We start from the raw sequence: 24599 nt of genomic DNA, 5'->3' as shown, positions 1-24599 counted from the left end.
AATCAGCATTTCCTTAAACGCAAAACGCCCCGAAACGGGGCGCCTTGCGGGGTCGGTTGCCGATCCGGCCTCAGAGGCTGTAGTACAGGTCGAACTCCACCGGATGCGTGGTCATGCGCAGCAGCGTGACCTCCTTCATCTTCAGCGTGATATAGCTGTCGATGACGTCATCGGTGAAGACGCCGCCGGCGGTCAGGAACTCGCGGTCCTTATCCAGTTCGTTCAGGGCCATGTCCAGCGCGTAGCAGACCTGCGGGATGGCCTTCTCTTCCTCGGGCGGCAGGTCGTACAGGTCCTTGTCCATGGCGTCGCCGGGATGGATCTTGTTCTGGATGCCGTCCAGGCCGGCCATCATCATGGCCGCGAACGACAGATACGGGTTGCCGGTGGCGTCCGGGAAGCGCACCTCGATGCGTGCCGCCTTGGGGTTGGGATCATAGGGGATGCGCACCGACGCGGAGCGGTTGCGGGCGGAGTAGGCCAGCATCACCGGGGCCTCGAAGCCCGGCACCAGGCGCTTGTAGGAGTTGGTGGAGGCGTTGGTGAAGGCGTTCAGCGCGCGGGCGTGCTTGATGATGCCGCCGATGTAGTACAGCGCCAGCTCGGACAGGCCGCCGTACTTGTCGCCGGAGAACAGGTTCTGCCCGTCCTTGGCCAGGGACTGGTGCACATGCATGCCGCTGCCGTTGTCGCCCACCAGGGGCTTGGGCATGAAGGTGGCGGTCTTGCCGTAGGCATGGGCAACGTTGTGCACGCAGTACTTCAGGATCTGGTTCATGTCGGCGCGGTGCACCAGGGTGGAGTAGCGCGTGCCGATCTCGCACTGACCGGCAGTGGCTACCTCGTGGTGGTGCACCTCGACCGGCACGCCCATCTCTTCCAGGGCCAGGCACATGGCGGCGCGCAGGTCATTCAGCGAGTCCACCGGGGGCACCGGGAAGTAGCCGCCCTTGACGCCGGGACGATGGCCCATGTTGCCATCTTCGAACACGCGCTCGGAGTTCCACTGGGCCTCTTCGGAATCGATCTTGTAGAAGGCGCCGCTCATGTCGGCGCCCCAGCGCACGTCGTCCAGCACGAAGAACTCGGGCTCGGGGCCGAAGTAGGCGGTGTCGGCGATGCCGGTGGACTTCAGGTAGGCCTCGGCGCGCTTGGCCACGGAGCGCGGGTCACGCTCGTAGCCCTGCATGGTGGAGGGCTCCAGGATGTCGCAGCGCACGATCAGCGTGACCTCGTCGGAGAACGGGTCGAGCACGGCGGTGTCTGCTTCGGGCATCAGCACCATGTCTGACGCCTCGATGCCCTTCCAGCCCGCGATGGACGAGCCGTCGAACATCTTGCCGTCCTGGAACATGGCATCGTCGACCATGCTGGCGGGCAGCGAGACGTGCTGCTCCTTGCCCCGGGTATCGGTGAAGCGGAGGTCGACGAACTTGACTTCCTCGTCTTTGATCATCTTCAGGACATTGGCGGACATTGATTGGAATCTCCCGATTTCGAGTACGGTGGTTTGTGGTCGTGACCTGAACTATGGGTCTGCGGGGCATCCGGTTGGTCCGTGCCCGGCGCGTCGCCCCGATGGCCTGCCAAGCTACAAGCAGTATCCGTGCCAGTATCTATGGCAGCAGCGCTGGCGGTCTCCGTCGGCGCATGCGTCGCGGTGCCCGCAGGACGCGCCGGGATACACCTGCCGCGTGGTTCGGTGGCTGTTGCGTTGCGATCTGGGTCGAATGTCGGCCGGCGTTCAATGGGTTTTCAACGGGCTTTCAGCGAGCACGGCCGCGGCCATGCGTTCGGCGCAAGCGCCTGACAGTGGTCGGTGCACCACAGGGAGGCGGTAATCTGCACCAGGATGGACCACGCCCCCGGATGATAGCACTGTTCTGGTGCGTTGCCGGGCCACAGAAGGCCACATGATGAGGGTCGCCTGACCACCTTGGCTCCCATGTGCCAGGCAGGAACCATTCGAACAAGGCACTGCCTTCGGAACTCGGAACTGGCGGCTGAGGCTTCTGCATCTGTCGATCGGGCTGGCGGGTCGGGTGTCAGCACGCGGGGGACGCCGTGAATCCGTCCGTGGAGGCTTCACGACCGCATCCATGCGGTCGAGACCCCCGCGTGCTGACACCCGACCCACCAGCCCTGCACAGACATCGGCTGTTGGCTCGCCGTTACGCCGTCGCCCGCGCCGATGCAGCCACTGATCCTCGCTCGCCGTTACGCCGTCACCCCTCATCCTGGTTCCCATGCGCTGCGTGGGAACCTTTGTGCGTTGGCTCACCATTACGACGCAGTTGCCAATCGACCATCCTCGGCTATCTGCTAGTCGCTGGCGGCTGTCAGTCCCTCACCACGGATGGCCAGTCGGCGCCCGGCCAGCCAGACCAGCCAGAGCACGGGCACGCCGATCAGGGTGGTGAAGATGAAGAAGCCGGGATAGCCGATGCCGTCGACGATGGAGCCGGAATAACCGCCCAGCACCTTGGGGAACAGGGTCATCAGCGAGCTGAAGATGGCGTACTGCACGGCGGTGAAGGACACACTCGTCAGGCTGGACAGGAAGGCGACGAAGGCGGCGCTGGCCAGGCCGGCGGCCAGGTTGTCCGCGGCCACGGCCAGGTACATCAGCGACAGGTCATGCCCGGCGTAGGCCAGCGCGACGAACAGCAGGTTGGTGGCCGCGGACAGCACCGCGCCGAGCATCAGGATGCGCATGACGCCGAACCGCGTGGCCAGTACGCCGCCGAGGAAGCCGCCGGCGATGCTCACCAGCACGCCGAAGGTCTTCACCGCCTTGGCGATCTCCGGCTTGGTGAAGCCGAGGTCCTGGTAGAAGACGTTGGAGATGACACCGAGGACGATGTCGGAAATGCGGTACAGACCGATCAGCGCCAGCAGCAGCAGGGCCGTGGCCAGGCCGTAGCGGCGGAAGAAGTCGAGCACCGGCGCCACCCAGGTCTCGCGCGCCATGGGCCGGTCCACCAGGCCGACGCGCACCAGCGACCAGCCCACCGCCACGGCCACGCCGATGGCCAGCAGGAAGCGCAGGCTCTCCAGCAGGAAGCTTACCAGCACGCCGCCGCCCCAGCCGTTTGCCAGGCTGCCCCCCAGGGCGTCGCGCAGCAGCGCGAAGCTGCCGCCGCTGACGAAGAAGCTCCCGGCGAAGGCCGCGGCAGCCAGCGCGAACACCAGCAGCAGCCGGGCGTAGTCCGCCGGCGCGTGTCGGTAGGCCTGGGCGCGGTCTGCCTGCGGCTCGTCGATGACCAGGGTGGTGACCACGCCCACCAGCATGGTGGCGGACATGATCAGGTAGGTCAGTTTCCAGGCCGAGTAGGCGTAGTCGTCGGCGGACGACAGGAACAGGGCCGCCAGGAACAAGGCCCCGGCACCGCTGGCGACCATGCCGACGCGGTAGCCGGCGATGTAGGCCGACGACAGGATGGCCTGCAGACGCGGCGGGGCGGACTCGATGCGGTAGGCATCGATGCAGATGTCCTGGGTGGCGGCGGAGAAGCCGAGCATGACCGCCGCCAGCGCCATACGCGTCAGGGCATCGGGGCCGGTGGCGGGGTCCACCGCGGCCATCAGCGCAATGGCGGTGATGATGGCCAGTTGCGACAGCAACAGCCAGCCGCGCCGGCGGCCGTAGCGACGGGTCAGCCAGGGCAGGGGCAGCCGGTCCACCAGCGGCGCCCAGACGAACTTGAAGGAGTAGCCCAGGGCGGCCCAGCTGAAGAAGGTCACCGCGCTGCGCTCGACCCCGGCCTCGCGCAGCCACAGCGACAGCGAGGAGAAGATCAGCAGCAGTGGCAGCCCGGCGGAGAACCCCAGCAGCAGCATGGTGACCACACGACGATCACGCAACGCCATCAGCGCCCGGCGCCAGCCCGCACCGGGCTCCGGCAGCTGCTCGGTTGCTGCATCGCCGGGGTGATCCCGCCGAACCATGGTGACCTTGGCCTGCCGCACTGCTTTGCCTCCCTGGCCCTTGCCGGACACATCTGCTCGGAACTCAGCGCCACAGAGTATATAGCCATCGCTGCGAGGTTTTCGGTTTTCACGGGCTGGACCAGCGATTCCAGAGCCGCCAGCCGCCCAACACTAGCCGATCGCGCTTGGTCGCGGCTCGATTAACCGCAGAGGCGCGGAGAGCGCAGAGGCAAGAGAGAGTTTTTTATAGCCTCCAGCCTCCTGCCTCCTGCCTCCTGCCTCCTGCCTCCTACCTCCTGCCTCCTGCCTCCTGCCTTCAAACTTCGAACTTCGAACTTCCAGCTTCGGCCACCAGCCCCAGCTAACAGACTTCAGACTTGGAATCGCCGGGGAGGTCGTCGGCTTCAGCCTCGGGTAGGATACGCGCTAGACTCCCGCCACGGTTCCGAATCGATCCCCAGACCATGCTGCCAAGACTGACGCCGCTGCAGTGGCTGATCGCCGCTGCCTTTCTCGCCTTCTACGGCTTTGCCGTGTTTGCGCTGACGCGCGATTACTACCTCCGGCACCCGCCGTCGGCCCCGGTGGCGTCGGCGGCCACGTCCGCCGCGCTGGGGCAGAGCCTGCGCGCCGCCGCCGGCAGCAGCGCCCTGCCGCCGGAGCTGATGGACGCCAGTCCAGCGCTGCTGTCACAGGAGGCCGATCGGCTGTTCGCGGCCCAGCGCTTTGCCGAGGCGGCCACACTCTACCGCCGGGCGCTGGAGCAGAACCCCGCGGATGCCGGGATCAGCAACGACCTGGGGCTGGCGCTGCACTACGCCGGCAACACCGGCGCCGGCCTCGCGGTACTGCGCGACGGCGCCGACGCGGCGCCGGAGTTCCAGCGCATCTGGCTCAGCCTGGGCTTCGTCGCGCTGCAGGCCGGCGACCAGACCCTGGCTCGGCGGGCCCTGACCCGGGCCGAGACGCTGGACCCGGAAACCGACATCGGCGCCGAGGCCACGCGGCTACTCGGCGAGTTGCAGCCGTGAGGCGGTTCTGCCCGGATCTGGACCGGAGCCGGAGCCCAGGTCGAGGCCCTATTCGGACTCAGGCCCCATGCGCATCCGCCTGCTGAGCGTCGGTCGGCGCATGCCCGGCTGGGTGGCGGACGGTTATGCCGAATACGCCCGGCGCATGCCACCGGAGTGCGCGCTGGAGCTGGTGGAGATCGAGCCCGGGCAGCGTGGGCGCGGCCGGCTGGGCGCGGCGGAGCTCGACCGGCTGCGGCGCGACGAGGGCGAGCGCCTGCTGAAGGCCGTGCCCAATGGTGCCCTGGTGGTGGCGCTGGATGTGCGCGGGCGGCCCTGGTCGACGGAACAGCTGGCTCAGCAGCTCGACGGCTGGCTGGGCAGCGGACGCGACCCGGCATTGCTGGTGGGCGGCGCGGACGGGCTGGCGGAGTCCTGCCTGGCGCGGGCCGAGCAGCGCTGGTCGCTGTCGCCGCTGACCTTTCCGCATCCGCTGGTGCGGGTGATCCTGGCCGAGCAGTTGTACCGGGCCTGGAGCATCCTGAGCGGACATCCCTATCACCGGGGCTGAGGTGCCAGACGAGCAGCCATGAACGAAGTCGCGCTCTATCTGGCATCGCGTTCGCCGCGCCGCCGTGAACTGCTGCAGCAGCTGGGGCTGGCGCATGGGCTGCTGCCGGCGGACGTGGACGAGTCGCCGCTGCCAGGCGAGTCGGCGGAGGCGTTCGTGATCCGGATCGCGCTGGAGAAGGCCCGCGCCGGGCGCCAGGTCGCCCCCAGCCCGTTGCCGGTGCTGGGGGCCGACACGGCGGTGGTCTGCGACGGGCGCATCCTGGGCAAACCCGCGGACGCAGCGGATGCCGCGGCGATGCTGGCGCTGCTGAGCGGCCGCGCGCACCGCGTGCTCACCGGCGTTGCGGTGCTGGGCCAGCGCGAACAGACAGTGCTCAGCGAGACCCGGGTGCAGTTCCGCCAGATCGCGCCGGCAGAGGCCGACGCCTACTGGGCCAGCGGTGAGCCCCGCGACAAGGCCGGCGCCTACGCCATCCAGGGGCGCGGCGCGCTGTTCGTGGAGCGGATCAGCGGCAGTTACACCGGTGTCGTCGGGCTGCCGCTGTTCGAGACCGCCCGCTTGCTGGCCGCCGAGGGCGTCCACCCCTGGGATTCGACCCTGGTCCCCTCTAACCTTGGAAACCAGACCCCGTGAGCGAAGAAATACTCATCAATGTCACGCCGCCGGAGACCCGCGTCGCCGTGGTCGAGAACGGCGTGGTGCAGGAGATCATCATCGAGCGCGCGGAACGCTGCGGCCTGGTGGGCAACATCTACCGCGGGCGCATCTGCCGTGTGTTGCCGGGGATGCAGGCGGCCTTCGTCGACATCGGCCTGGAGCGGGCCGCGTTCCTGCATGCCTCCGACATCGTCAGCGCCGACAGCGACAGCCGCGGGGAACAGATCACGGAACTGGTCAAGGAGGGCGACGGCATCGTCGTGCAGGTGGTCAAGGATCCCCTCGGCACCAAGGGCGCCCGGCTGACCACCAACATCTCCATCGCCTCGCGCTACCTGGTGTTCATGCCGCGGCTGGCCAACACCGGTGTGTCGCAGAAGATCGAGGGCGACGATGAACGCAAGCGGCTGCGGGAGATCCTGCAGCGTTACGTGGACGAGCACGAGGGCGGCGGCGGCTTCATCGCGCGCACCGCCGCCGAGGCGGTGGATGACGAAGCCCTGTGCCGGGACATGGCCTTTCTGGCCAAGCTGTGGCGGGGGATCAAGGACCGCTGCGACAACAGCGACGCCATCGGTCTGATCCACGACGACCTGCCGCTGGCCCTGCGGGCGCTGCGCGACCTGGTGACGCCGGAGGTGGAGCGCATCCGCATCGACTCCCGCGCCACCGTCGACAAGGCGCGGCCGTTCGCGTCGAAGTACATCCCCGAGATCGTCGAGCGCATCGAGAACTATGCCGGCGAGCGGCCGCTGTTCGACCTGTACGGCGTCGAGGACGAGATCCTGAAGGCGCTGCAGCGCAAGGTGGCGCTCAAGTCCGGTGGCCATCTGGTGATCGACCAGACCGAGGCCATGACCACCATCGATGTGAACACCGGCGCCTTCGTCGGCCACCGCAATCTGGAAGAGACCATCTTCAAGACCAACCTGGAGGCGGCCCAGGCCATCTGCCGGCAATTGCGGCTGCGCAATCTCGGCGGCATCATCATCATCGATTTCATCGACATGACCGACGACGAGCACAAGCGCCAGGTGCTGCGCGCGCTGGAGAAGTGCCTCGCCCGGGATCATGCCAAGACCCACATCACCGAGGTGTCGGCCCTGGGTCTGGTGGAGATGACCCGCAAGCGCACCCGCGAGTCGCTGGAGCATGTGCTGTGCGAGCCCTGCCCCTGCTGTCACGGGCGCGGCTCCATCAAGACCGCCGAGACCACCTGTTACGAGATCTTTCGCGAGATCCTGCGCGAAGCGCGCCAGTTCGAGGTGGAAACGCTGATGGTGCTCGCCTCGCAGGAGGTGGTGGACCGGCTGCTGGACGAGGAATCCAGCCACCTTGCGGAGCTGGAGGAGTTCATCGGCAAGCCAATCCGGCTGCAGGCCGAGGCGCTCTACACGCAGGAGCAGTACGACGTCGTGCTGATCTGATCGGGCAGCCGCTGGATGATCTGCCGATGGCGGATGCGGTGCCGGAGTGCCGCCAGCGGCTGCTGCTGCTGCGGGTGCAGCGCGTCGGGCGCGATGTCCAGCAGCGGCTCGAGCATGAAGTCGCGCTCCAGCAGGCCCGGATGCGGGATGCGCAGGTCCGGTTCGGCAACGACCTGCGCGTCGTACAGCAGGATGTCCAGGTCGATGGTGCGCGGGCCGTTCTTCTGCAGGCGCACCCGCTGCAGCCGGCGCTCGATGTCCTGGGTACTGGCCAGCAGCGGCAGGGGCGCCAGTGCGGTCTCCAGCGCCACCACCAGGTTGACGAACTCCGCTTGCGCCTCGAGGCCCCAGGGCCGCGTGCGATACCAGCCCGACACCGCCGTCAGCCGGCTCTGCGGCAGCCGCGACAGCAGGCGCAGGGCGCGCGGGATATTGCGCAGGGGCTCGATGTTGGAGCCGATGGCGATGTAGCTGCAATGACGCCTGGTCATGGATTGCCTGTCGTTTCCCCCTGTTGTTCTCAGACCATGCACGGCTCATGCACGACGCGATCGACCTGCCCTACCATCCGGACAGCACAGCGCTGTTCGAGTACATCGCTGACCGCCCCTGGGCGGCGTTTCTCGACAGCGGCTGGCCGCTGTGCGAACAGGGACGGTACGACATCCTGACCGCGAACCCAAGGCGGACCCTGGTCTGCCGCGGCGGCCAGACCGAGATTCGCGACGCCGCCGGCACCCAGATGTCGCGGGAGGACCCCTTTGCGCTGTTGCGCCACGCGCTGGGCCAGCATCTTAACGCGCAACCGGGCGCCGCTGCGGAGCCCATACCGGGCATCCCGTTCCGCGGCGGCGCCCTTGGCTGGTTCGGCTACGATCTGGCCCGCCGCATCGAGACCCTGCCGACGCTGGCCCTGGACGCGGAACAGCTGCCGGAGATGGCCGTGGGCCTGTACGACTGGGCCCTGGTGGTCGACCATCGGCAGGCGCGCAGCCGCCTGGTCTGGTCCGGCCCTGAAATGCCAGCAGCGCTGCCGCGCCTGGCGGCCCTGTTCCGGGAGCAAATCCGGGAGCAGATCCGGCAGCCGGCACCCCCGCAGCAGCGGGCGTTTCAGGCACTGGCCAAGCCCCAAGCGAACCTGACACGGGCGGCCTACGGCGCCGCCTTTGCACGCATCCAGCGCTACATCCGCAACGGCGACTGCTATCAGGTCAATCTGGCCCAGCGCTTCGCCGCCCCGGTGCAGGGTGACACCTGGGAGGCCTACCGCCGGCTGCGCCGGCTCAGCCCGGCGCCCTTCTCGGCCTATCTGCGCACCCCCTATGGCCGGGTGCTGAGCGCGTCGCCGGAACGCTTCCTGCAATTGCACAACGGCGATGTGACCACCCGGCCCATCAAGGGGACCCGACCGCGGGGCGCCGACGCCGCAGCTGATGCGGCACTGGCCCGGGCGCTGGCGGACAGCCCCAAGGACCGCGCCGAGAACCTGATGATCGTCGATCTGCTGCGCAACGACATCGGCCGCGTCTGCGAGATCGGCAGCGTGCACACGCCTGAGCTGTTCGCGGTGGAGCGCTTCGCCACGGTGCATCACCTGGTGAGCACCATCCGCGGCCGTCTTCGCCCCGGAGAGGACTCGGCCAGCCTGCTGCGGGCCTGCTTTCCCGGCGGCTCCATCACCGGCGCGCCGAAGATCCGCGCCATGCAGATCATCGAGGAACTGGAACCCCACAGGCGCGGTATCTACTGCGGCGCCATCGGCTATCTGGGCGTCGACGGCAACATGGACACCAATATCGCCATCCGCACCCTGGTGGAGAGTGACGAGGTGATGCGCTGCTGGGCCGGCGGCGGCATTGTCGCCGACTCCGAGGTGGAGGCGGAATACCAGGAGACCCTGGACAAGGCCGCCGCCATGCTGACGCTGCTGGGGGCCTGATTGCCGGGAGCCTGATTGCTGCCTGCCCTGCTCAAGCCTCGGCCGCCGACAGCCCCTGCAGGGTCTCCGCCAGCAGCGGGGCCAGCGAGACTCGGTTGCTGTGATGGGCAACGCTGTCGCTGGACCACAGCGCCTCCAGTCCGGCATCGCGCAGACGCTGCTCGGCCTGCGCATCCGGCAGGGCATGGGTCACCAGCGCCACCACCCGCGCCGCGCCTGTCTGGCGCAGCAGCCGGCAGGCCTCCGCCAGGGTGGCGCCGCTGCTGATCACGTCGTCCACCAGCACCACGGTCTTGCCGCGCCAGTCGCCCCCGGGGAGCTCCACCCGCACCTGGCTGTCGCCGAACCGTTGCTTGCGGGCCGTGTCCCAGGGCCTGTGGCAGCGCTCGGCCAGGGCCCGCACCCACTGCCGCGCCTCGGCATCCGGCCCCAGCAGCACGGCATCGGGCTCTTGGCGGCCCAGCCAGTCGCCCAGGGCGGGCGCCGCGCTGACGGAAACCGCGCGCGGCAGGGGCACCGCCTGCCGGATGTGGCTGATGCGGTGCAGGTGCGGGTCGACGGTGACCAGCCCGTCGAGATGCCGCGCCAGCAGCGCGCCGATGATGCGCTGGCTGACGGCCTCGCCGGGGCGGAAGGCGATGTCCTGGCGCATGTAGCCGAGATAGGGCGCGATCAGGCCCACCCGCCGTGCCCCCAGGTCGCGGGCAGTGTCGGCGCTGAGCAGCACCGTCACCAGGACGTCGTTGGGCGGGGTCAGGCTGCCGAACAGCCAGAGGTCTGTTTGCGAAAGGGTTGACTGTTCGGTCGGCTGCTCGATCGGCAGCCGCACCCGCAGCTCGCCGTCGGGAAACCGGTGTACCTCGATGGCCTGGCAGGTGCAGCCGAGGTGTTGCGCCAGCCGTTGCGCCGGCTCGACATAGCCGGGAAAGGCCAGCAGGAGCTGTAGGTCGCTGGACATGGCTCACTCCACGAAGGCGCGGGACTCGGGCGGCGCGTCGCCGATGTGGTAGCCGTCCGCCTTGTTGCTGGCGGCCATGGCGAACTGGAAGTCCGCCTTGAACTCGGCATGGATGCGGTACAGCGGCTCGCCCTGGCGCACCGGGTCGCCGAGCTTCTTCATCACGTCGACGCCGGCGCCCTTGTCATAGGGCGCACCGGCCAGGCGCGCGATGTGCGCCAGGCACAGGTTGTCGATGGCCACCACGAATCCCGCCCGCGGCGCGCACTGCTCGTGGGTCAGGTGGCCGGGCTGGGGGATCTCGGGCTGCGGGCCCTGTTGCGCAATGATGTCGTGCATCTTTTTCAGTGCGCGCCCGGAGTCGAGGATGTCGCGTGCAATGGCAAAGCCATGGCCGCCGCGCACGTCCGGATCGAATTCCAGCACCCGTCCGGCCAGGCGCAACGCCCGTTGTCGCAGGTCCGGCGGCGCCTGCGGGTCGTTCTCCAGCACCTGCATGACGTCGCGCGCCTCCAGCACCGGACCGATGCCGCGGCCCACCGGCTGGCGGCCGTCGGTGATGATGACCTCCAGGTGCAGCCCGAGCCGGTCCCCGACGAACTCGAACAATTTGCGCAGCGACAGGGCCTCGCGCATGTGCCGCACCTTGGCGCTGGGACCCACCGGGATGTCGATCAGCAGGTGGGTGGAGCCGGCGGCCAGTTTCTTGGCCAGGATCGAGGCCACCATCTGCCCCTGGGAGTCGATGCCCAGCGGCCGTTCCACCGAGATCAGGATGTCGTCCACCGGCGCCAGCCGGGCGGTGCCGCCCCAGGCCATGCAGCCGCGCTGCTTGTGCACGATCTCGCGCAGCCGCTCCGGCGGCAGTTCCACCCGGGCCATCACCTCCATGGTGTCGGCGGTGCCCGCCGGCGAGGTGATGGCGCGGCTGGAGGTCTTGGGGATCAGCATGCCGTGGGCGGCGACGATGGGCACCACGATCATGGAGGTGCGGTTGCCGGGGATGCCGCCGATACAGTGCTTGTCCACCACCAGTGCCTCGTCCCAGTCCAGCCGGTCGCCGGAGGCGGCGGTGGCAACGGTGAGGCTGAGTACCTCGTCGCGGTCCAGCCCGGCCTGACCGGACGCGATCAGGAAGGCGGCCATCTCGGTCTTGGCGTAGCGGTTCTCGACGATGTCGCGGGCGATGGCGAGGAAGTCGTCGGCGGACAGCCGTTCGCCGGCGACCTTGCGCCGCACGGCGGCGATGGAACTGGGCAGTTCCGCCTGGGCGATGCGCACCAGGGTCCCGGCCTCCTGCGCCAGCTGACTGAAGGCCTGCTCCGACAGCCCGAGTTCGTCAGGACCGACGATGGCGGCGTCGTCGACGACGTTGAGCACGGCCAGGATGTGGTTCTGTTCGACGCTGACCTCTACCTTGGCCAAGGCCTGGAAGCCTTCGGCCCGGTAGATGGCGCAGTCTCGGTGCAGGTAGGCGACGTTCTCGCGATAGGTGTCAATGGCGACGGGTCGTAGCTTCAGGGTGTCGGCGGGTGGTTCTGCCGGAATGTCGGTCATGGGCGGCCTCGCTGTGTCTGTTTTCATTCTAGACCTGGTCTGCGGGGTTCGCTTTCCGTGGGGATGTTTTGTGACAACCTGGGTTTTGCGCTGACGCCTGCGCGGGTTGGGTGCGACGCTTGCCCTGGGTGGTACCAAACGCCTGCGCGGGTTGGGTGCGGCGCTTGCCCTGGGTGGTACCAAACGCCTGCGCGGGTTGGGTGCGGCGCTTGCCCTGGGTGGTACCAAACGCCTGCGCGGGTTGGGTGCCGGCGATCGGGGGACGCCGTGAATCCGTCCTTGGAGGCTTCACGATCGCATCCCTGCGATCGAGACCCCCGATCGCCGGCACCCAACCCACGCAGGCTGCTACGGTCATGGTGGCAGCTGGAGGCTGGAGGCTGGCGGCTGGCCACTAGCGGCTGACCGCCGCTGGGGGTACCCTTTGGGGCGATGAATCCGGAAACCGCAGTCGAATCGCCAAGGCCCGTGGCATCCCGGCTGCTGCCGGGTGGCTCGGGGCGGTCTGGTGGATCGATGCCGCCGGGATCACGCTGGCGATCCTGGCTGAGGCAGATGGCGCTGGTGGCCAGGACCGCCTCCGTCCTGCTGGCATTGCTGGCGTTGTTCTTCTTCGGCCTGCGCGCCTGGCTGCCCCATGCGGATGGTCTGCGCGGGCAACTGGCAGAGACGCTGGGTGAACGCCTCGACGTTCAGCTCAGCGTCGGCGGGCTGCGCCTGGCGTTCGACCGGCTGCAGCCAACCCTGAGCCTGGCGGACGCGGAATTGCGCGACCGCCTCAACGGCGAACCCCTGCTGCAGGTGCGCGCGTTGCGCCTGCATCTGGATCTGTCGGCCAGTCTGCGCGCCCTGCGTCCGCGCATCGACGGTGTCACCCTGGTGGGGGCACGAGTCGAGCTGCGCCGCAGCGCCGAGGGGCGCATCACGCTGCGCGGTCTGGATGCCATGGCCCCCGGCAACGACCCCGGCGCCATGGCCTTCTTTCTGGATGAAGGGCGCTTCAGCCTGACCGACAGCGTGCTGTACTGGACCGACAGCTTCGCCGCGGCGCCAACCTTGCGCTTCGATCTGGAGCGTCTGGATCTGGTCAATCATGGGCACATCCATCGGCTGCAGGCCCGTGCCCGGCCGGCCGGCGACGCCGACACCGAGCTGTTGCTGCGCGGCGAACTCAGTGGTCCGGCGGGCCAGCCCTCGCGCTGGTCCGGCCAGATCGATGCGGACTGGCGCGGTGGCGATCTGGCGCGGGTCCTGCGCGGACAATTGCCGGGGGATCTGCGCCTGGCCACCGAGGCGGTGCGCCTGACCAGCTGGAACCGGCTGCAGGACGGCCACCTCACCGAATCGCTGAACCGCCTCCGCCTGGACGGGCTGGTGCTGCGCCGCACCGATACGGATCGCGTGCTGGAACTGGGGGATGTCCGCGCTCTGGGCCGCTGGCGCCAGCAGGCGGACGGCTGGCAGCTGCAGGTGGCGGAGCTCGATCTGTTCGGCACCCTGCTGGCGCCCCGGCGTACGCGGCTCAGCGTCGACCTGCAGCGCGCCCCCAAAGGTTCAGCGCCAGGGGATGTGCCATCCGGCGACGGGCCAGCGTACGCCGTGCCGGCGGATCCCGCGCCAGCGCGGCCTCGGCAGCTGACCGCCAGCGTCGGCACCTTGCCCATCGCGCCCCTGGTTCGGGTCATCGGCCTGTTCGACGACCGGCTGCCGGAGGCCGTGGCGCCCTGGTTGCGCGGCACGATCGATGGCGAACTGGCGGCCCTGGCACTGCACGTGGACCTGGCGCCGGAGGCCGTGCCGGGATCGACATCTGGACCGGTCTCTGCGCCAGGTCCTACACCGATCTCCAGAACAGCCTCCGGGTCGGTCTCTGAACGGGCATCTCTGTCGACTGCGGCGCCAGAACCGCTAGAGATGCCGATGCCGTTCGGGGCAGCGGCCTGGCGTCTGCAGGCCCAGCTACAGGACCTGGGATCCGACGGCGCAGGTCCGCTGCCGCCGTTTCAGGGGCTGGACCTGACACTGGATCTGACGCCGGAGTCCGGCTCCGCCCGGGTCAGCGGTCGCGACCTGCAGCTGGATCTGCGTCCACTGATGGCGGAGCCGAGCCGGTTGGAGCGCGTCGCGGGCACGCTGCACTGGCGGCCGATGCCCGCCGGCTCGGTCCATGTCTGGACCTCGGCCCTGCAGGCGGATACGGCCGAGCTGCAGACGGTGAGCCGCGTCAGCCTGTGCGCGCATTCCTCCGGCGCCAGCCCGTTCATTGATCTGCACACCCACATCACCGGCCGGCCGGGTACCGATCATGCCGCAGCGATGCCGCGCTACCTGCCGGTGGGCATCATGCACGAGAAGCTGATCGCGTGGCTGGAGCAGGCGATCGTGGCGGTGCGGGTGGAATCCGGCGACATCCTGTTCCGGGGCAGGCCCGAGGCCTTTCCGTTCGACGATCAGGACGGGCGCTTCCTGCTCACATTGCGGCTGTACGACGGCATCCTGGACTATCAGCCGCCAAAGCTGGCGCCAGCCCTAGAAGCGGCACCGGAAACGACGCCGATATCTGAACCGAGAGCCGGACCGGCATCGGCGGCGACTGCGAGTTCGGCCACGGCGTCGGCCGCGCCTGACCAGGCGGGCCTGCGCAGCGCCGAGCCGGTCCTGCTGCCGGGCTGGCCCCGGCTGGAAGAGGTGGACGCCACCCTGCGGCTGGAGAACCGCAGCCTGGCCATCGACATCGACCGCGCGCGGCTGCTGCAGAGCGAGATCCTGGCGGGGCAGGTCTCGTTGCCCAATCTGTGGCAGCCGCACGCCCTGGAGGTCCGCGGTCAGGGTACCGGACCTGCCGACGACGGCCTGCGCATCTTGTCGGAGACGCCGCTGGCGGCGCACCTCGGCGGCGTCGCGCAGGTGTTCGACGTGACCGGCGACATCGACCTGGAGCTGGAACTCGGCATACCGCTGAACAAGGCGCTGCCGTTCCGTTATGCCGGATCGGTGGCCCTGGACGGGTCCGCGGCCGCGACACTGCGGCCCCTGGGGTTGCGCTTCGGCGGGCTGGCGGGGGCGCTGCGCTTCGACAACCTGGGGTTGTGGGCCGATGACGTGCTGGCGAACCTGAACGCTGACCCGGAATCGGATCGGAAGCCGCTCCCGCTGCGCATCGGCGTGCGCACTCTCGACGGCGGCACGAAACAGGCGCGCACCGAGATCGCCATCGATACCCGGGCCGGCGTGGACAGGCTGCAACGGGATCTGCCGAACCGGGCCTGGCAGATCGCCCGCGGCGAGACCGACTGGCGATTGCTGGTGTCGCTGGACAACGCAGACACGGCCGCGGACGGCACGCTGCCGCTGGATCTGACGCTGCGCTCGGACCTGCAGGGCCTGGCGCTGGCGCTGCCGGCGCCGCTGGGCAAGCCGGCGGACCAGTTGCGGACGTTGACGCTCTCCAGCCGCTACGACGGTCGGTGGCCGATGCCGGTGGCGGTGGACTACGCGGTCGCCGGTGGCGGCTTCGGCGCGCTGCTGGGACTGGCCCCGACGGAGGCCGGCGGGCTGCGGCTGGAACGGGCGGCGATCGGGATGGATGGCCCACCGGCACGGCTGCCGGGCGCACGCGGGCTGGTGCTCGGCGGCACGTTGCCGCGGGTGGATCTGGATCCCTGGTTGCGCTGGGTTTCGGCCAATACGGACATCTGGCGCCGCAGACCGGAGGATCCGCCGGGGTTGCCGCTGCTGAACTCGCGGCTGCGCGGCGAGCGCATCGATCTGGGTGCCTTGCGCTGGCGTGATCTGGAGGCGGAGGTCGACGCCACCCCCGCTGGTGGCTGGTTGCTGCGCTTTACCAGCGCCGATGGCGGGGGCGAGATCGAACTGCCGGCGCCGGACAGCAACCAGGCCCTGGACATCCGGCTGGAAACCCTGGACCTGGCGCCCTGGCTGGGTTCGGATGCATCCGCCGATGCCGGTGCCCGTGCCAAGGCGGGCGCCGCCAACAGGCGTGAGGACCCGCGCCGGGTCGGTCGCATCGCGCTGGCGATCGACGACCTGCATCAGGACAACCGGGCGTTGGGGCGGCTGCGCCTGACGACGGAGCCGGTACCGGACGGCGTGCGACTGTCGGAACTGTCGCTGGACGGGCCCCTGGCGACCCTGCAGGGTGATGGCCGCTGGATCCTTGCGGATGGCGAAGATGGCAGCCGCATCGAACTGCGGCTGGAGCTGCAGAGCGATGACCTGGGCCAGTGGCTGCGCAGCATGGGCTATTTCAGCGACATCAGCGGCGCCCCGTCCACCGCAGATCTGGCGCTGGGCTGGCCCGGCGGCCCCGGCGCGCTGACCATAGACAGGCTCCAGGGCACGGTGCGTGCAGACATCGGCGCCGGCCGCTTGACCCAGGTTGAACCGGGGGTGGGCCGCATGCTGGGGGTGCTGAATCTGGGGGCGCTGCGCCGTCGGCTGAGCCTGGATTTCAGCGATGTCTTCGTGCAGGGTTACAGTTTCGATTCCATTTCCGGCAAACTGACCATCGCCGATGGCGAGGCGCGCATCGACCGGCTGGCGATCAAGTCTCCGACGGCGGATATCCGCGTCAGCGGTTCCACCGATCTGGTGCAGCAGCGGTTCGATCAGTCGGTGCGGGTGACGCCGAAGATCGGCACCGGGGTCGCGCTGGCCAGCGCGGTGGCGGGAGGCCCGCTGGTGGGCGCCGCGGTGCTGCTGGCGGATCGCGTGAGCGGCGGGGCGATGGACCGGCTGGGCAGTTTCGAGTATCGGGTCACCGGGCCCTGGCGCGAGCCGGAGTTCCACCGGGTGGCGGGCGCCGGGGGCGCGCAGTCCGTGCCGGATCTGTTTGCCGAGCAGCCGGATAAAGGCGTGCCAGCCGACACGGCCCGGTCCGGTGACAAGGGGCGCGCCAATCTGCCCAGGGATGACAATCCCTTTCTGGAGGGATTCTGACGGGACACTGCTGCATCGTGAGTCGCTTGAGCGACTGTGGTTGCATCGCCTTTCCGAAAACACCGAATACATCAGCGTCTGCATAGGTTTTGAATCAACATGAACAACCATCCGACTGTTGCGGCGGTGCAGATGGCCTCCGGGCCCAATGTCGACGCCAATCTGATCGAGGTGGAGCGGGTCATCGGCGCGGCGGCGGAGTCCGGCGTCGGCCTGGTGGTGCTGCCGGAGAATTTCGCCTTCATGGGCAAACGGGATGCGGATCTGTTGCCGCTTGCGGAGCCCGAGGGCGAGGGTCCGCTGCAGACCTTCCTGGCGCGCACCGCCGCCCGCTTCGGTGTCTGGCTGGTGGGCGGCACCATCCCCATGGCCACGGCATCAGGAGAGCGGGTGCGCGCGGCGACGCTGGTGCTGAACGACCGCGGCGAGCGGGTGGCGCGCTATGACAAGATGCATCTGTTCGATGTCAGTCTGCCGGGCGCCGACGAGCGCTATGAGGAGTCTGCAGTGATCGAGCCCGGCGACGGGCCGGTGGTGGTGGACACACCGTTCGGGCGTCTGGGGGTCATGGTGTGTTATGACCTGCGTTTTCCGGAGCTGACCCGCCGGATGCAGGCCGACGGCATGCAGTTGCTGGCGGTGCCGTCGGCCTTCACGGCCCTGACCGGCAAGGCGCACTGGGAGACGCTGGTGCGCGCCCGGGCCATCGAGAACCTGTCCTACGTGATCGCCGCGGCCCAGGGCGGCTATCATCTGAGCGGCCGCGAGACCCACGGGCACAGCATGATCGTGGATCCCTGGGGCACGGTGCTGGCGCAGATGTCCCGCGGCAGCGGCTGGATCTCGGGTCGCATCGACCCGGACTACCAGGCCGCCGTGCGCCGCCGCTTCCCGACGCTGGAGCATCGACGATTGAAATGCGGCTGAGGCGGGTTCACCTGCTTGATATGCGCAGGGCCATCAGCTTTTGGCCCACACTGTTTGGCCCGTAATTCTTGGCCCAGAGTGCTTGACCCATACTGGGCGGGCCGGTATCCAGCCCGCGAAGCCGAATTCTCGTAACCGCCCCATTTTCTGTACCCTTTGTTCCATGAATGACACCCTAGCCATCGCCCGGGATCGGATCCTTACCCCAGCCGGTCTCGGCGACCGTGAACTCGACCGGCTGGTCGGCGCCCTGCAAAGCCCGGCCATCGACGCCGCAGACATCTATTTTCAGAGCAGCCGGCTGCAGTCCTGGGTGCTGGAAGACGGCATTATCAAGGACGGCAACTTCCACATCGAACAGGGCGCCGGGCTGCGTGCAGTGGCCGGCGAGAAGACGGGGTTTGCCTATTCCGACGAGCTGCAGTTCCCGGCCCTGCAGCAGGCCGCCGGGGCCGCCCGTGCCATCGCCGGCGGCGGGCACGCGGGCCGCATACGCATCAGCGGCGTGCCGGTCGGTCATCGGCTGTATGCACCGCTTGATCCCATCGGTACCCTCGACGACGCCGACAAGGTGGCGCTGCTGCACCGGGTGGACGCGGAGGCGCGGCGCGCCGATCCCCGTGTGACCCAGGTCGTGACCAGCCTGGTCGCGGTGCAGGACACGGTGCTGGTGATCAGCGACGACGGCCGCATGAGTGCAGATGTGCGGCCGCTGGTGCGGCTGAATGTCAACGTGGTGGTGGAGCAGGACGGCCGGCGCGAGCAGGGCCACAGTGGCGGCGGCGCCCGTCGCGACCTCGAGTTCTTCCTCGACGGCGACCGGGCCATGGGCTACGCCCGCGAGGCGGTGCGCCTGGCCCTGGTCAGCCTGGAGGCCGAAGCGGCCCCCGCCGGCAGCATGACCGTGGTGCTCGGCGCCGGCTGGCCCGGGGTGCTGCTGCACGAGGCCATCGGCCACGGGCTGGAAGGCGACTTCAACCGCAAGGGTACGTCGGCCTTCGCCGGTCGCCTGGGCGAACGCGTCGCCGCCGCAGGCGTGACCGTGGTGGACGACGGCACGCTGCCCGACCGGCGCGGCTCGCTGAACATCGACGACGAGGGCACGCCGACCCAGTGCACCACGCTGATCGAGGACGGCGTGCTGACGGGCTACATGCAGGACCGGCTCAATGCGCGTCTGATGGGCATGCCCACCACCGGCAACGGCCGTCGCGAGTCCTACGCCCATCTGCCGATGCCGCGCATGACCAACACCTACATGCTGGCCGGCGACCGGGATCCGGCAGAGATCATCGCCTCGGTGGACAAGGGCCTGTACGCGGTGAACTTCGGCGGAGGCCAGGTGGACATCACCTCCGGCAAGTTCACCTTCTCCGCCAGCGAGGCCTACCTGATCGAGAACGGCCGCATCGGCCGTCCGGTCAAGGGCGCGACGCTGATCGGCAACGGCCCGGACGTGCTGACCCGGGTCAGCATGATCGGCAACGACCTGAAACTGGACGAAGGCGTCGGCACCTGCGGCAAGGAGGGTCAGAGCGTGCCCGTGGGCGTCGGCCAGCCCACCTTACGGGTGGATGGCCTGACCGTCGGCGGCACCAGTGCCGGCTGAGGTCGGGCTGGCGAAACGGAAACCGAACAACCAAGGAGTCTGACGGCATGGACAACCGCAACATCGACACCGCGCATCCGGCGACCGATGCCGCAACGAATCCTGCAGAACCGCTGGACCGGCTGCGGCAGAAGATCCAGGACCTGCTGGCCGAGGCCCGGCGCCGCGGCGCCTCCGCCGCCGAGGCCGCGGTCAGCACCAGTACCGGGCTCGAGGTCGGGGTACGCCTGGGCGAGGTCGAGACCGTGGAGCACACCCGCGACCAGGGCCTCTGGATCAGTGTCTACTTCGGCCATCGCAAGGGTTCCGCCAGTACCTCGGACCTGAGCATGGGGGCCATCCGCGACACGGTGGAGAAGGCCTGCGCCATCGCCGGCCACACCCAGGAGGACACCTGTGCCGGCCTGGCGCCGGCGTCACTGATGGCGACGGGCGCACTGCCGGATCTGGACCTCAACCACCCCTGGGACATCGATGTCGACGAGGCCATGCGTCTGGCCATCGCCTGCGAGGACGCGGCCCGCGGCGCGGATCCGCGCATCGTCAATTCCGAGGGCGCCAGCTTCAGCAGCCACGCCGGGCTGCAGGTCTACGGCAACAGCCACGGATTCGTCGGCGGTTACCCCAGCACGCGGCACGGGCTGAGCTGCGCCGTGATCGGCAAGCAGGACGACGCCATGCAGCGGGACCACTGGTGGACCACGGCGCGGGCGCCCGGGGATCTGGACGACCCTGCGGCGGTGGGCCGGCGCGCGGCGGAGCGGACCCTGTCCCGGCTCGGCGCCCGCCGGCTGGGCACCTGCGAGGTACCGGTGCTGTTCCGCGCCGAGGTCGCCGCGGGGCTGCTGCGCCATCTCACCGGCGCCATCCATGGCGCCAGTCTGTATCGCAAGACCAGTTTCCTGCTGGACCGGCTGGGCGAGCAGATCCTGCCGGCATTCGTACGGGTATCGGAAGACCCGCTGAAACCCCGCGGCCTGGCCAGTGCCGCCTTCGACAGCGACGGCGTCGCCACCCGCCCGAAGGATCTGGTGACCGACGGCGTGCTGAGCAGTTATCTACTGGACCATTACTCGGCGTGCAAGCTGGGGCTGCAGTCCACGGGCAACGCCGGCGGCGCCCGCAACCTGAGCGTCGACCTGGGGGATCTGGATCGCGACGGCATGTTGCGGGCGCTGGGCACCGGGCTGTATGTGACGGAGTTGATGGGGCAGGGGGTGAACAATGTCACCGGGGACTATTCCCGCGGCGCCAGCGGCTTCTGGGTAGAGAATGGCGAGATCTGCCATCCGGTGGAGGAGATCACCATCGCCGGCAATCTGCTGGACATGTACCGTGGCCTGGTCGCCATCGGCAATGATTGCGATTTCCCGGGCAGCACCACCACCGGCTCCTGGCTCATCGACCGGATGATGGTGGCCGGTGAGTGAGCAACACCTGAGTGACCAGCAAGTGCGTGATCGACCGGCTGAGGGCAGCCTGATGGACCCGGAGGAGGCGCTGCGGCGGGCCGTGGCCGTGATCGAGCAGGCGCCGGAATCCGCCAGTGCGCTGACGCTCTACGCCCTGGCCAATACCCTGGAGTATGAACGGGCAGGCTGTCTGTTCAAGCTGACCAAGCTGCGGGATCTGGCACCTGTGCATCGCCCCATCGCCTACGGGCTGATGGAGCGATGGACAGTGCAGGGCATCGGCGACCCGGCCTGGGTCGAGGCCCGGGCGCGCATGGAGCGGGCTGTGCGCGGGTCTGGGTAATCCTGGCCGCCTCTTGTGCGGCCCAGATGGTCGTGTGACCTGGCCTGTGGATTGACCGCAGGTTATAGGACGCGGCAAGCCTCCAGCACCACCGGCTCCTTGGTGCGGCCGCTGCGGGAGCCCTGCTCTTCCATGGTCTTGATCACGTCCATGCCGTCGACCACCTTGCCGAAGACCACATGCTTGCCGTCGAGCCACGGGGTCGGCGCGACGGTGATGAAGAACTGCGAGCCATTGGTGTTCGGCCCCGCATTGGCCATGGACAGCAGCCCGGCCTCGGTATGGCGGAGCTGGAAGTTCTCGTCCTCGAAGCGGTCGCCGTAGATCGATTTGCCGCCGGTGCCGTTGCCCCGGGTGAAGTCGCCGCCCTGGATCATGAAGCCGGGGATGATGCGGTGGAACGGGCTGCCGGCGTAGCGCATGTCTTCCTGCTCACCGGCGCAGAGGACGCGGAAGTTCTCCGCCGTCTTGGGCACCACGTCGCTGAAGAGTTCCAGGGTAACGGTGCCGGCGGGCTCACCGCCGATGCTGACATCCAGCGCGACCCGTGGATTGTCGGCGGGGTCTGCGGCCAGCGCGGATCCCGCGAGACCAACGGACAGGGCGAGGGCGAGGGCGGAGCGTTTTTTCACGGATCGAATTCCTCTGGTTGATGGATCTGGGTAGTGAATCTGGTTGGCGGCTCTGGATGCTGCCATTTGTCAGCAGCACCGCGTCGGTGCTGCGTGGGGCGGCAAAGTATACCCGTTATGGACGCGCATGCGGTTTGCGCGGGCGTTCCGGCAGCACTTCCAAATTCAAACCGCAGAGGCCCGGAGAACACAGAGACCAGCCAGCGTTATCCTCAGCTTCTCTGCGTGCGCTTCGCGTTCTCTGTGTCTTTGCGGTAAATCGCGCTGCGACAAGGCAGCAAATTTGAAATTGCGGGCGCTCCGATCCGTCAGCCCCCGGTTTCCGTCGTGGTCGGTGTGGCCGAGCCGGCGAGCCCTTCCGGCGGCGGCTGGCGTTGCAGCAGGCCGTCGGGCACTTCGCCGCGGCCGGCCTGGTAGAGGGCACCGGATTCCAGCATGATCAGCGCCATGACCGTGAGCAGCAGCGGCACGACGCCGATGCGCGCCCAGATGGCGGAGCCCATGTCCTGAGACTCCAGCTTCTGCCGCTCCATCGCCTGCATGGCCGGCGGCAGTTGGGCGATACGCTGCTCCAGATCCTTGTGCTCGTGACCGCCGACGAAGGCGAGGCTGACCACCGCCGCGCTGACCACATAGGCCGCCAGCAGCGCCCGATAGCGCCGCGCCGCCAGGTGCCAGTGCACTGCCACGAACCAGGGCCCTTCACGCTGCGACCGGGCGGCTCGCCACCAGGTGAACAGGATCAGGGCCATGGACAGGACCAGCGGTACCGCCACCGCGAGCCACTTGTATCGGGCAAGCACCGAGTCCGGTTCGGCCATGGAACCTGCCAGCAATGCGATCCCGGCCGCCAGGTTGAACAGGATCAGGTTGACCATGGCCAGCTCGTGCGGATTCTTGGCACGGCGTTTCTGCTGGTCGTCGATGGCATAGAACATGCGCGTGGTCCCCCGGCGTCGGCCGTCTGGAGTCAGTTCGGATCGCGTGGACGCTATACTTGTTTCGGTCGATGAACAACGGACAGTATATACGCAAGCCGCGGCAGGTTTTGCGCACGCATCCACACAGGGCAAGGGGCATACCGGTTCATGAACAACGGCATTCTCATCGGCAAGGGCGCGGCGCCTGATACAGGCGCAGGGCCTGTCACAAGTTCTGTCACAGGCCCGGGCATGGAGTCCCGGGTGTGGATCCATCCGCGCATGGCCAATCGTCATGGCCTCGTGGCCGGCGCTACCGGCACCGGCAAGACAGTCACGCTGCAGAGCCTGGCGGAGCAGTTCAGCCGTCTCGGCGTGCCGGTGCTGCTGGCGGATGTGAAGGGCGATCTGGCCGGGATCAGCCAGCCCGGGGGCGACAACCCCCGGGTGGAGGCCCGGGTGCGAGAGCTGGGCCTGGAGGCCGACGGCTTTCGCTACGGGCCCTGTCCGGTCACCTTCTGGGACCTGTACGGTGAACAGGGCCACCCGGTACGCACCACGATCAGCGAACTGGGGCCGCTGCTGCTGGCGCGTCTGCTTGGACTGAACGAGGTCCAGGAGGGCGTGCTCGATATCTGTTTCCGGGTCGCCGACGACAACGGGCTGCTGTTGCTGGACTTGAAGGACCTGCAGGCCATGCTGGTGCATGTGGCGGACAATGCGGCGTCGCTGCGGACCCGCTTCGGCAATGTCTCCGCCGCTTCCGTCGGCGCTATCCAGCGCCGTCTGCTCAAGCTGCAGGATCAGGGCGGCGACCGGCTGTTCGGCGAGCCGGCACTCGACCTGGCGGACCTGATGCAGACCGATGAACAGGGGCATGGGCTGGTCAATGTGCTGGCAGCAGAGCGGCTGATCCAGCATCGCGCGCTGTACGCCACCTTTCTGCTGTGGCTGTTGTCGGAACTGTTCGAACAGTTGCCGGAGGTGGGCGATCCGGACCGACCGCGGCTGGTGTTCTTCTTCGACGAGGCGCACCTGCTGTTCGATGACGCCCCTGCAGCGCTGACCGACAAGGTGGAGCAGGTCGTGCGGCTGATCCGCTCCAAGGGGGTCGGCGTCTATTTCGTGACCCAGAACCCGATGGACATCCCGGATCGGATCCTGGCGCAACTGGGCAACCGCGTTCAGCATGCCTTGCGGGCCTTCACCCCGCGGGAGCAGAAGGCGGTGCGGACCGCGGCGCAGACCTTTCGGCCCAATCCGGCGCTGGACACCGAGGCCGCCATCAGCGCCCTCGGCGTTGGTGAGGCGCTGGCCTCCACCCTCGACGCGGACGGTGTCCCGACCGTGGTCCAGCGCGTGAAGGTCGCCCCGCCCGGGAGCCAGCTCGGCCCCATCAGCGCAGAACAGCGCCGGCGCCTGATGGCCGGCTCACTGGTCGCCGGGGTCTACGAAACGCCTGTCGATCGGGAATCCGCCTACGAGCGCCTGCGCGACATGGCCGAGCAGGCCGCCCGGGCGGCGGAGGACGATGCCCCGGCTGCTGCCCGGCAGCGCGACCGAAGCCCTTCGCGCCGCAAGGCCCAGACGCCGATGGAGGCATTCGTCGTCAGTACCATGCGCTCGCTGGGCACCCAGATCGGCCGACAACTGGCGCGTGGTGTGCTTGGTTCGCTGTTCGGCGGCGCGCGACGGCGCTGATACTGGCTCAGCCCGGCAGGAAACCGATACAATGCAGGCCCTTG

Annotated in this window: 18 protein-coding genes; 11 read left to right on the top strand and 7 right to left on the bottom strand. The window is 68.6% G+C overall.

Going from position 1 to position 24599, the window contains the following annotated elements; genetic code table 11:
• Positions 1 to 70: 70 nt before the first annotated feature.
• On the bottom strand, positions 71 to 1477 hold the full coding sequence (gene glnA, locus F2Q65_RS01705; protein ID WP_150089788.1) for a glutamate--ammonia ligase: 1407 nt from the start codon (positions 1475 to 1477) through the stop codon (positions 71 to 73).
• Between the two features lie 845 nt (positions 1478 to 2322).
• A complete protein-coding gene (locus F2Q65_RS01700) occupies positions 2323 to 3969 on the bottom strand; it encodes an AmpG family muropeptide MFS transporter (protein ID WP_246155906.1) in 1647 nt (548 codons plus the stop codon).
• 425 nt (positions 3970 to 4394) lie between these two features.
• Here F2Q65_RS01700 and F2Q65_RS01695 point away from each other — a divergent pair, with 425 nt between their 5' ends.
• The 4 genes from F2Q65_RS01695 (at position 4395) to rng (ending at position 7598) form a co-directional block, all read left to right on the top strand.
• Positions 4395 to 4961, top strand: a complete 567-nt coding sequence (locus F2Q65_RS01695) for a tetratricopeptide repeat protein (RefSeq protein ID WP_342782207.1) — start codon at positions 4395 to 4397, stop codon at positions 4959 to 4961.
• Positions 4962 to 5028: 67 nt separating this feature from the next.
• Positions 5029 to 5511: a 23S rRNA (pseudouridine(1915)-N(3))-methyltransferase RlmH gene (gene rlmH, locus F2Q65_RS01690; protein ID WP_150089786.1), complete on the top strand. Its 483-nt coding sequence runs from the start codon at positions 5029 to 5031 to the stop codon at positions 5509 to 5511.
• An 18-nt stretch (positions 5512 to 5529) separates the two neighbouring features.
• A complete protein-coding gene (locus tag F2Q65_RS01685) occupies positions 5530 to 6147 on the top strand; it encodes a Maf family protein (protein ID WP_150089784.1) in 618 nt (205 codons plus the stop codon).
• Positions 6144 to 7598 carry a ribonuclease G gene (rng, locus tag F2Q65_RS01680; protein ID WP_150089782.1) on the top strand — a complete coding sequence of 485 codons (1455 nt, stop codon included), beginning with the start codon at positions 6144 to 6146 and terminating at the stop codon, positions 7596 to 7598. Before F2Q65_RS01685 ends, rng begins: the two co-directional genes overlap by 4 nt.
• On the opposite strand, the gene folK is transcribed toward rng, so the two are convergent.
• The gene (folK, locus tag F2Q65_RS01675; RefSeq protein WP_150089780.1) at positions 7562 to 8089 is read right to left on the bottom strand and encodes a 2-amino-4-hydroxy-6-hydroxymethyldihydropteridine diphosphokinase; all 528 of its coding nucleotides are present in this window, start codon (positions 8087 to 8089) and stop codon (positions 7562 to 7564) included. The genes rng and folK overlap by 37 nt on opposite strands.
• 47 nt (positions 8090 to 8136) lie before the next feature.
• Between folK and pabB the strand changes: the two genes are divergently transcribed.
• Positions 8137 to 9537, top strand: coding sequence for an aminodeoxychorismate synthase component I (pabB, locus tag F2Q65_RS01670; RefSeq protein WP_150089778.1), 1401 nt, complete (start codon positions 8137 to 8139; stop codon positions 9535 to 9537).
• Positions 9538 to 9568: 31 nt separating this feature from the next.
• Here pabB and F2Q65_RS01665 read toward each other — a convergent pair whose 3' ends face one another.
• Complete coding sequence (locus F2Q65_RS01665) at positions 9569 to 10495, bottom strand: ribose-phosphate diphosphokinase (protein WP_150089776.1); 927 nt, start codon at positions 10493 to 10495, stop codon at positions 9569 to 9571.
• 3 nt (positions 10496 to 10498) lie between these two features.
• On the bottom strand, positions 10499 to 12052 hold the full coding sequence (locus F2Q65_RS01660; RefSeq protein ID WP_150089774.1) for a thymidine phosphorylase family protein: 1554 nt from the start codon (positions 12050 to 12052) through the stop codon (positions 10499 to 10501).
• A gap of 564 nt (positions 12053 to 12616) precedes the next feature.
• On the opposite strand from F2Q65_RS01660, the gene F2Q65_RS01655 reads away from it, so the two are divergent.
• From F2Q65_RS01655 to F2Q65_RS01635, 5 genes are all read left to right on the top strand, one after another.
• On the top strand, positions 12617 to 17011 hold the full coding sequence (locus tag F2Q65_RS01655; protein WP_150089772.1) for a YhdP family phospholipid transporter: 4395 nt from the start codon (positions 12617 to 12619) through the stop codon (positions 17009 to 17011).
• A gap of 99 nt (positions 17012 to 17110) precedes the next feature.
• Positions 17111 to 17938 (top strand): carbon-nitrogen hydrolase family protein, encoded by an 828-nt coding sequence (locus F2Q65_RS01650; protein WP_150089770.1) that lies wholly within the window; start codon positions 17111 to 17113, stop codon positions 17936 to 17938.
• Positions 17939 to 18101: 163 nt separating this feature from the next.
• Positions 18102 to 19547: a metalloprotease TldD gene (tldD, locus tag F2Q65_RS01645; RefSeq protein ID WP_150089768.1), complete on the top strand. Its 1446-nt coding sequence runs from the start codon at positions 18102 to 18104 to the stop codon at positions 19545 to 19547.
• A 47-nt stretch (positions 19548 to 19594) separates the two neighbouring features.
• Positions 19595 to 20977, top strand: a complete 1383-nt coding sequence (gene pmbA, locus F2Q65_RS01640) for a metalloprotease PmbA (RefSeq protein ID WP_150089766.1) — start codon at positions 19595 to 19597, stop codon at positions 20975 to 20977.
• On the top strand, positions 20970 to 21302 hold the full coding sequence (locus F2Q65_RS01635) for a hypothetical protein (protein WP_246155901.1): 333 nt from the start codon (positions 20970 to 20972) through the stop codon (positions 21300 to 21302). The genes pmbA and F2Q65_RS01635 overlap by 8 nt, the downstream gene beginning before the upstream one ends.
• 62 nt (positions 21303 to 21364) lie before the next feature.
• On the opposite strand, the gene F2Q65_RS01630 is transcribed toward F2Q65_RS01635, so the two are convergent.
• Both F2Q65_RS01630 and F2Q65_RS01625 read right to left on the bottom strand, forming a co-directional pair.
• Complete coding sequence (locus F2Q65_RS01630; RefSeq protein ID WP_386114152.1) at positions 21365 to 21934, bottom strand: peptidylprolyl isomerase; 570 nt, start codon at positions 21932 to 21934, stop codon at positions 21365 to 21367.
• A gap of 308 nt (positions 21935 to 22242) precedes the next feature.
• Positions 22243 to 22872 (bottom strand): hypothetical protein, encoded by a 630-nt coding sequence (locus F2Q65_RS01625; protein WP_150089762.1) that lies wholly within the window; start codon positions 22870 to 22872, stop codon positions 22243 to 22245.
• Between the two features lie 150 nt (positions 22873 to 23022).
• Here F2Q65_RS01625 and F2Q65_RS01620 point away from each other — a divergent pair, with 150 nt between their 5' ends.
• Positions 23023 to 24555 carry a helicase HerA-like domain-containing protein gene (locus tag F2Q65_RS01620; protein WP_170265440.1) on the top strand — a complete coding sequence of 511 codons (1533 nt, stop codon included), beginning with the start codon at positions 23023 to 23025 and terminating at the stop codon, positions 24553 to 24555.
• Positions 24556 to 24599 lie beyond the last annotated feature (44 nt).

Source organism: Thiohalocapsa marina (assembly GCF_008632335.1).
Classification (GTDB): domain Bacteria; phylum Pseudomonadota; class Gammaproteobacteria; order Chromatiales; family Chromatiaceae; genus Thiohalocapsa; species Thiohalocapsa marina.
This window is presented reverse-complemented; position numbering and strand designations above follow the sequence as displayed.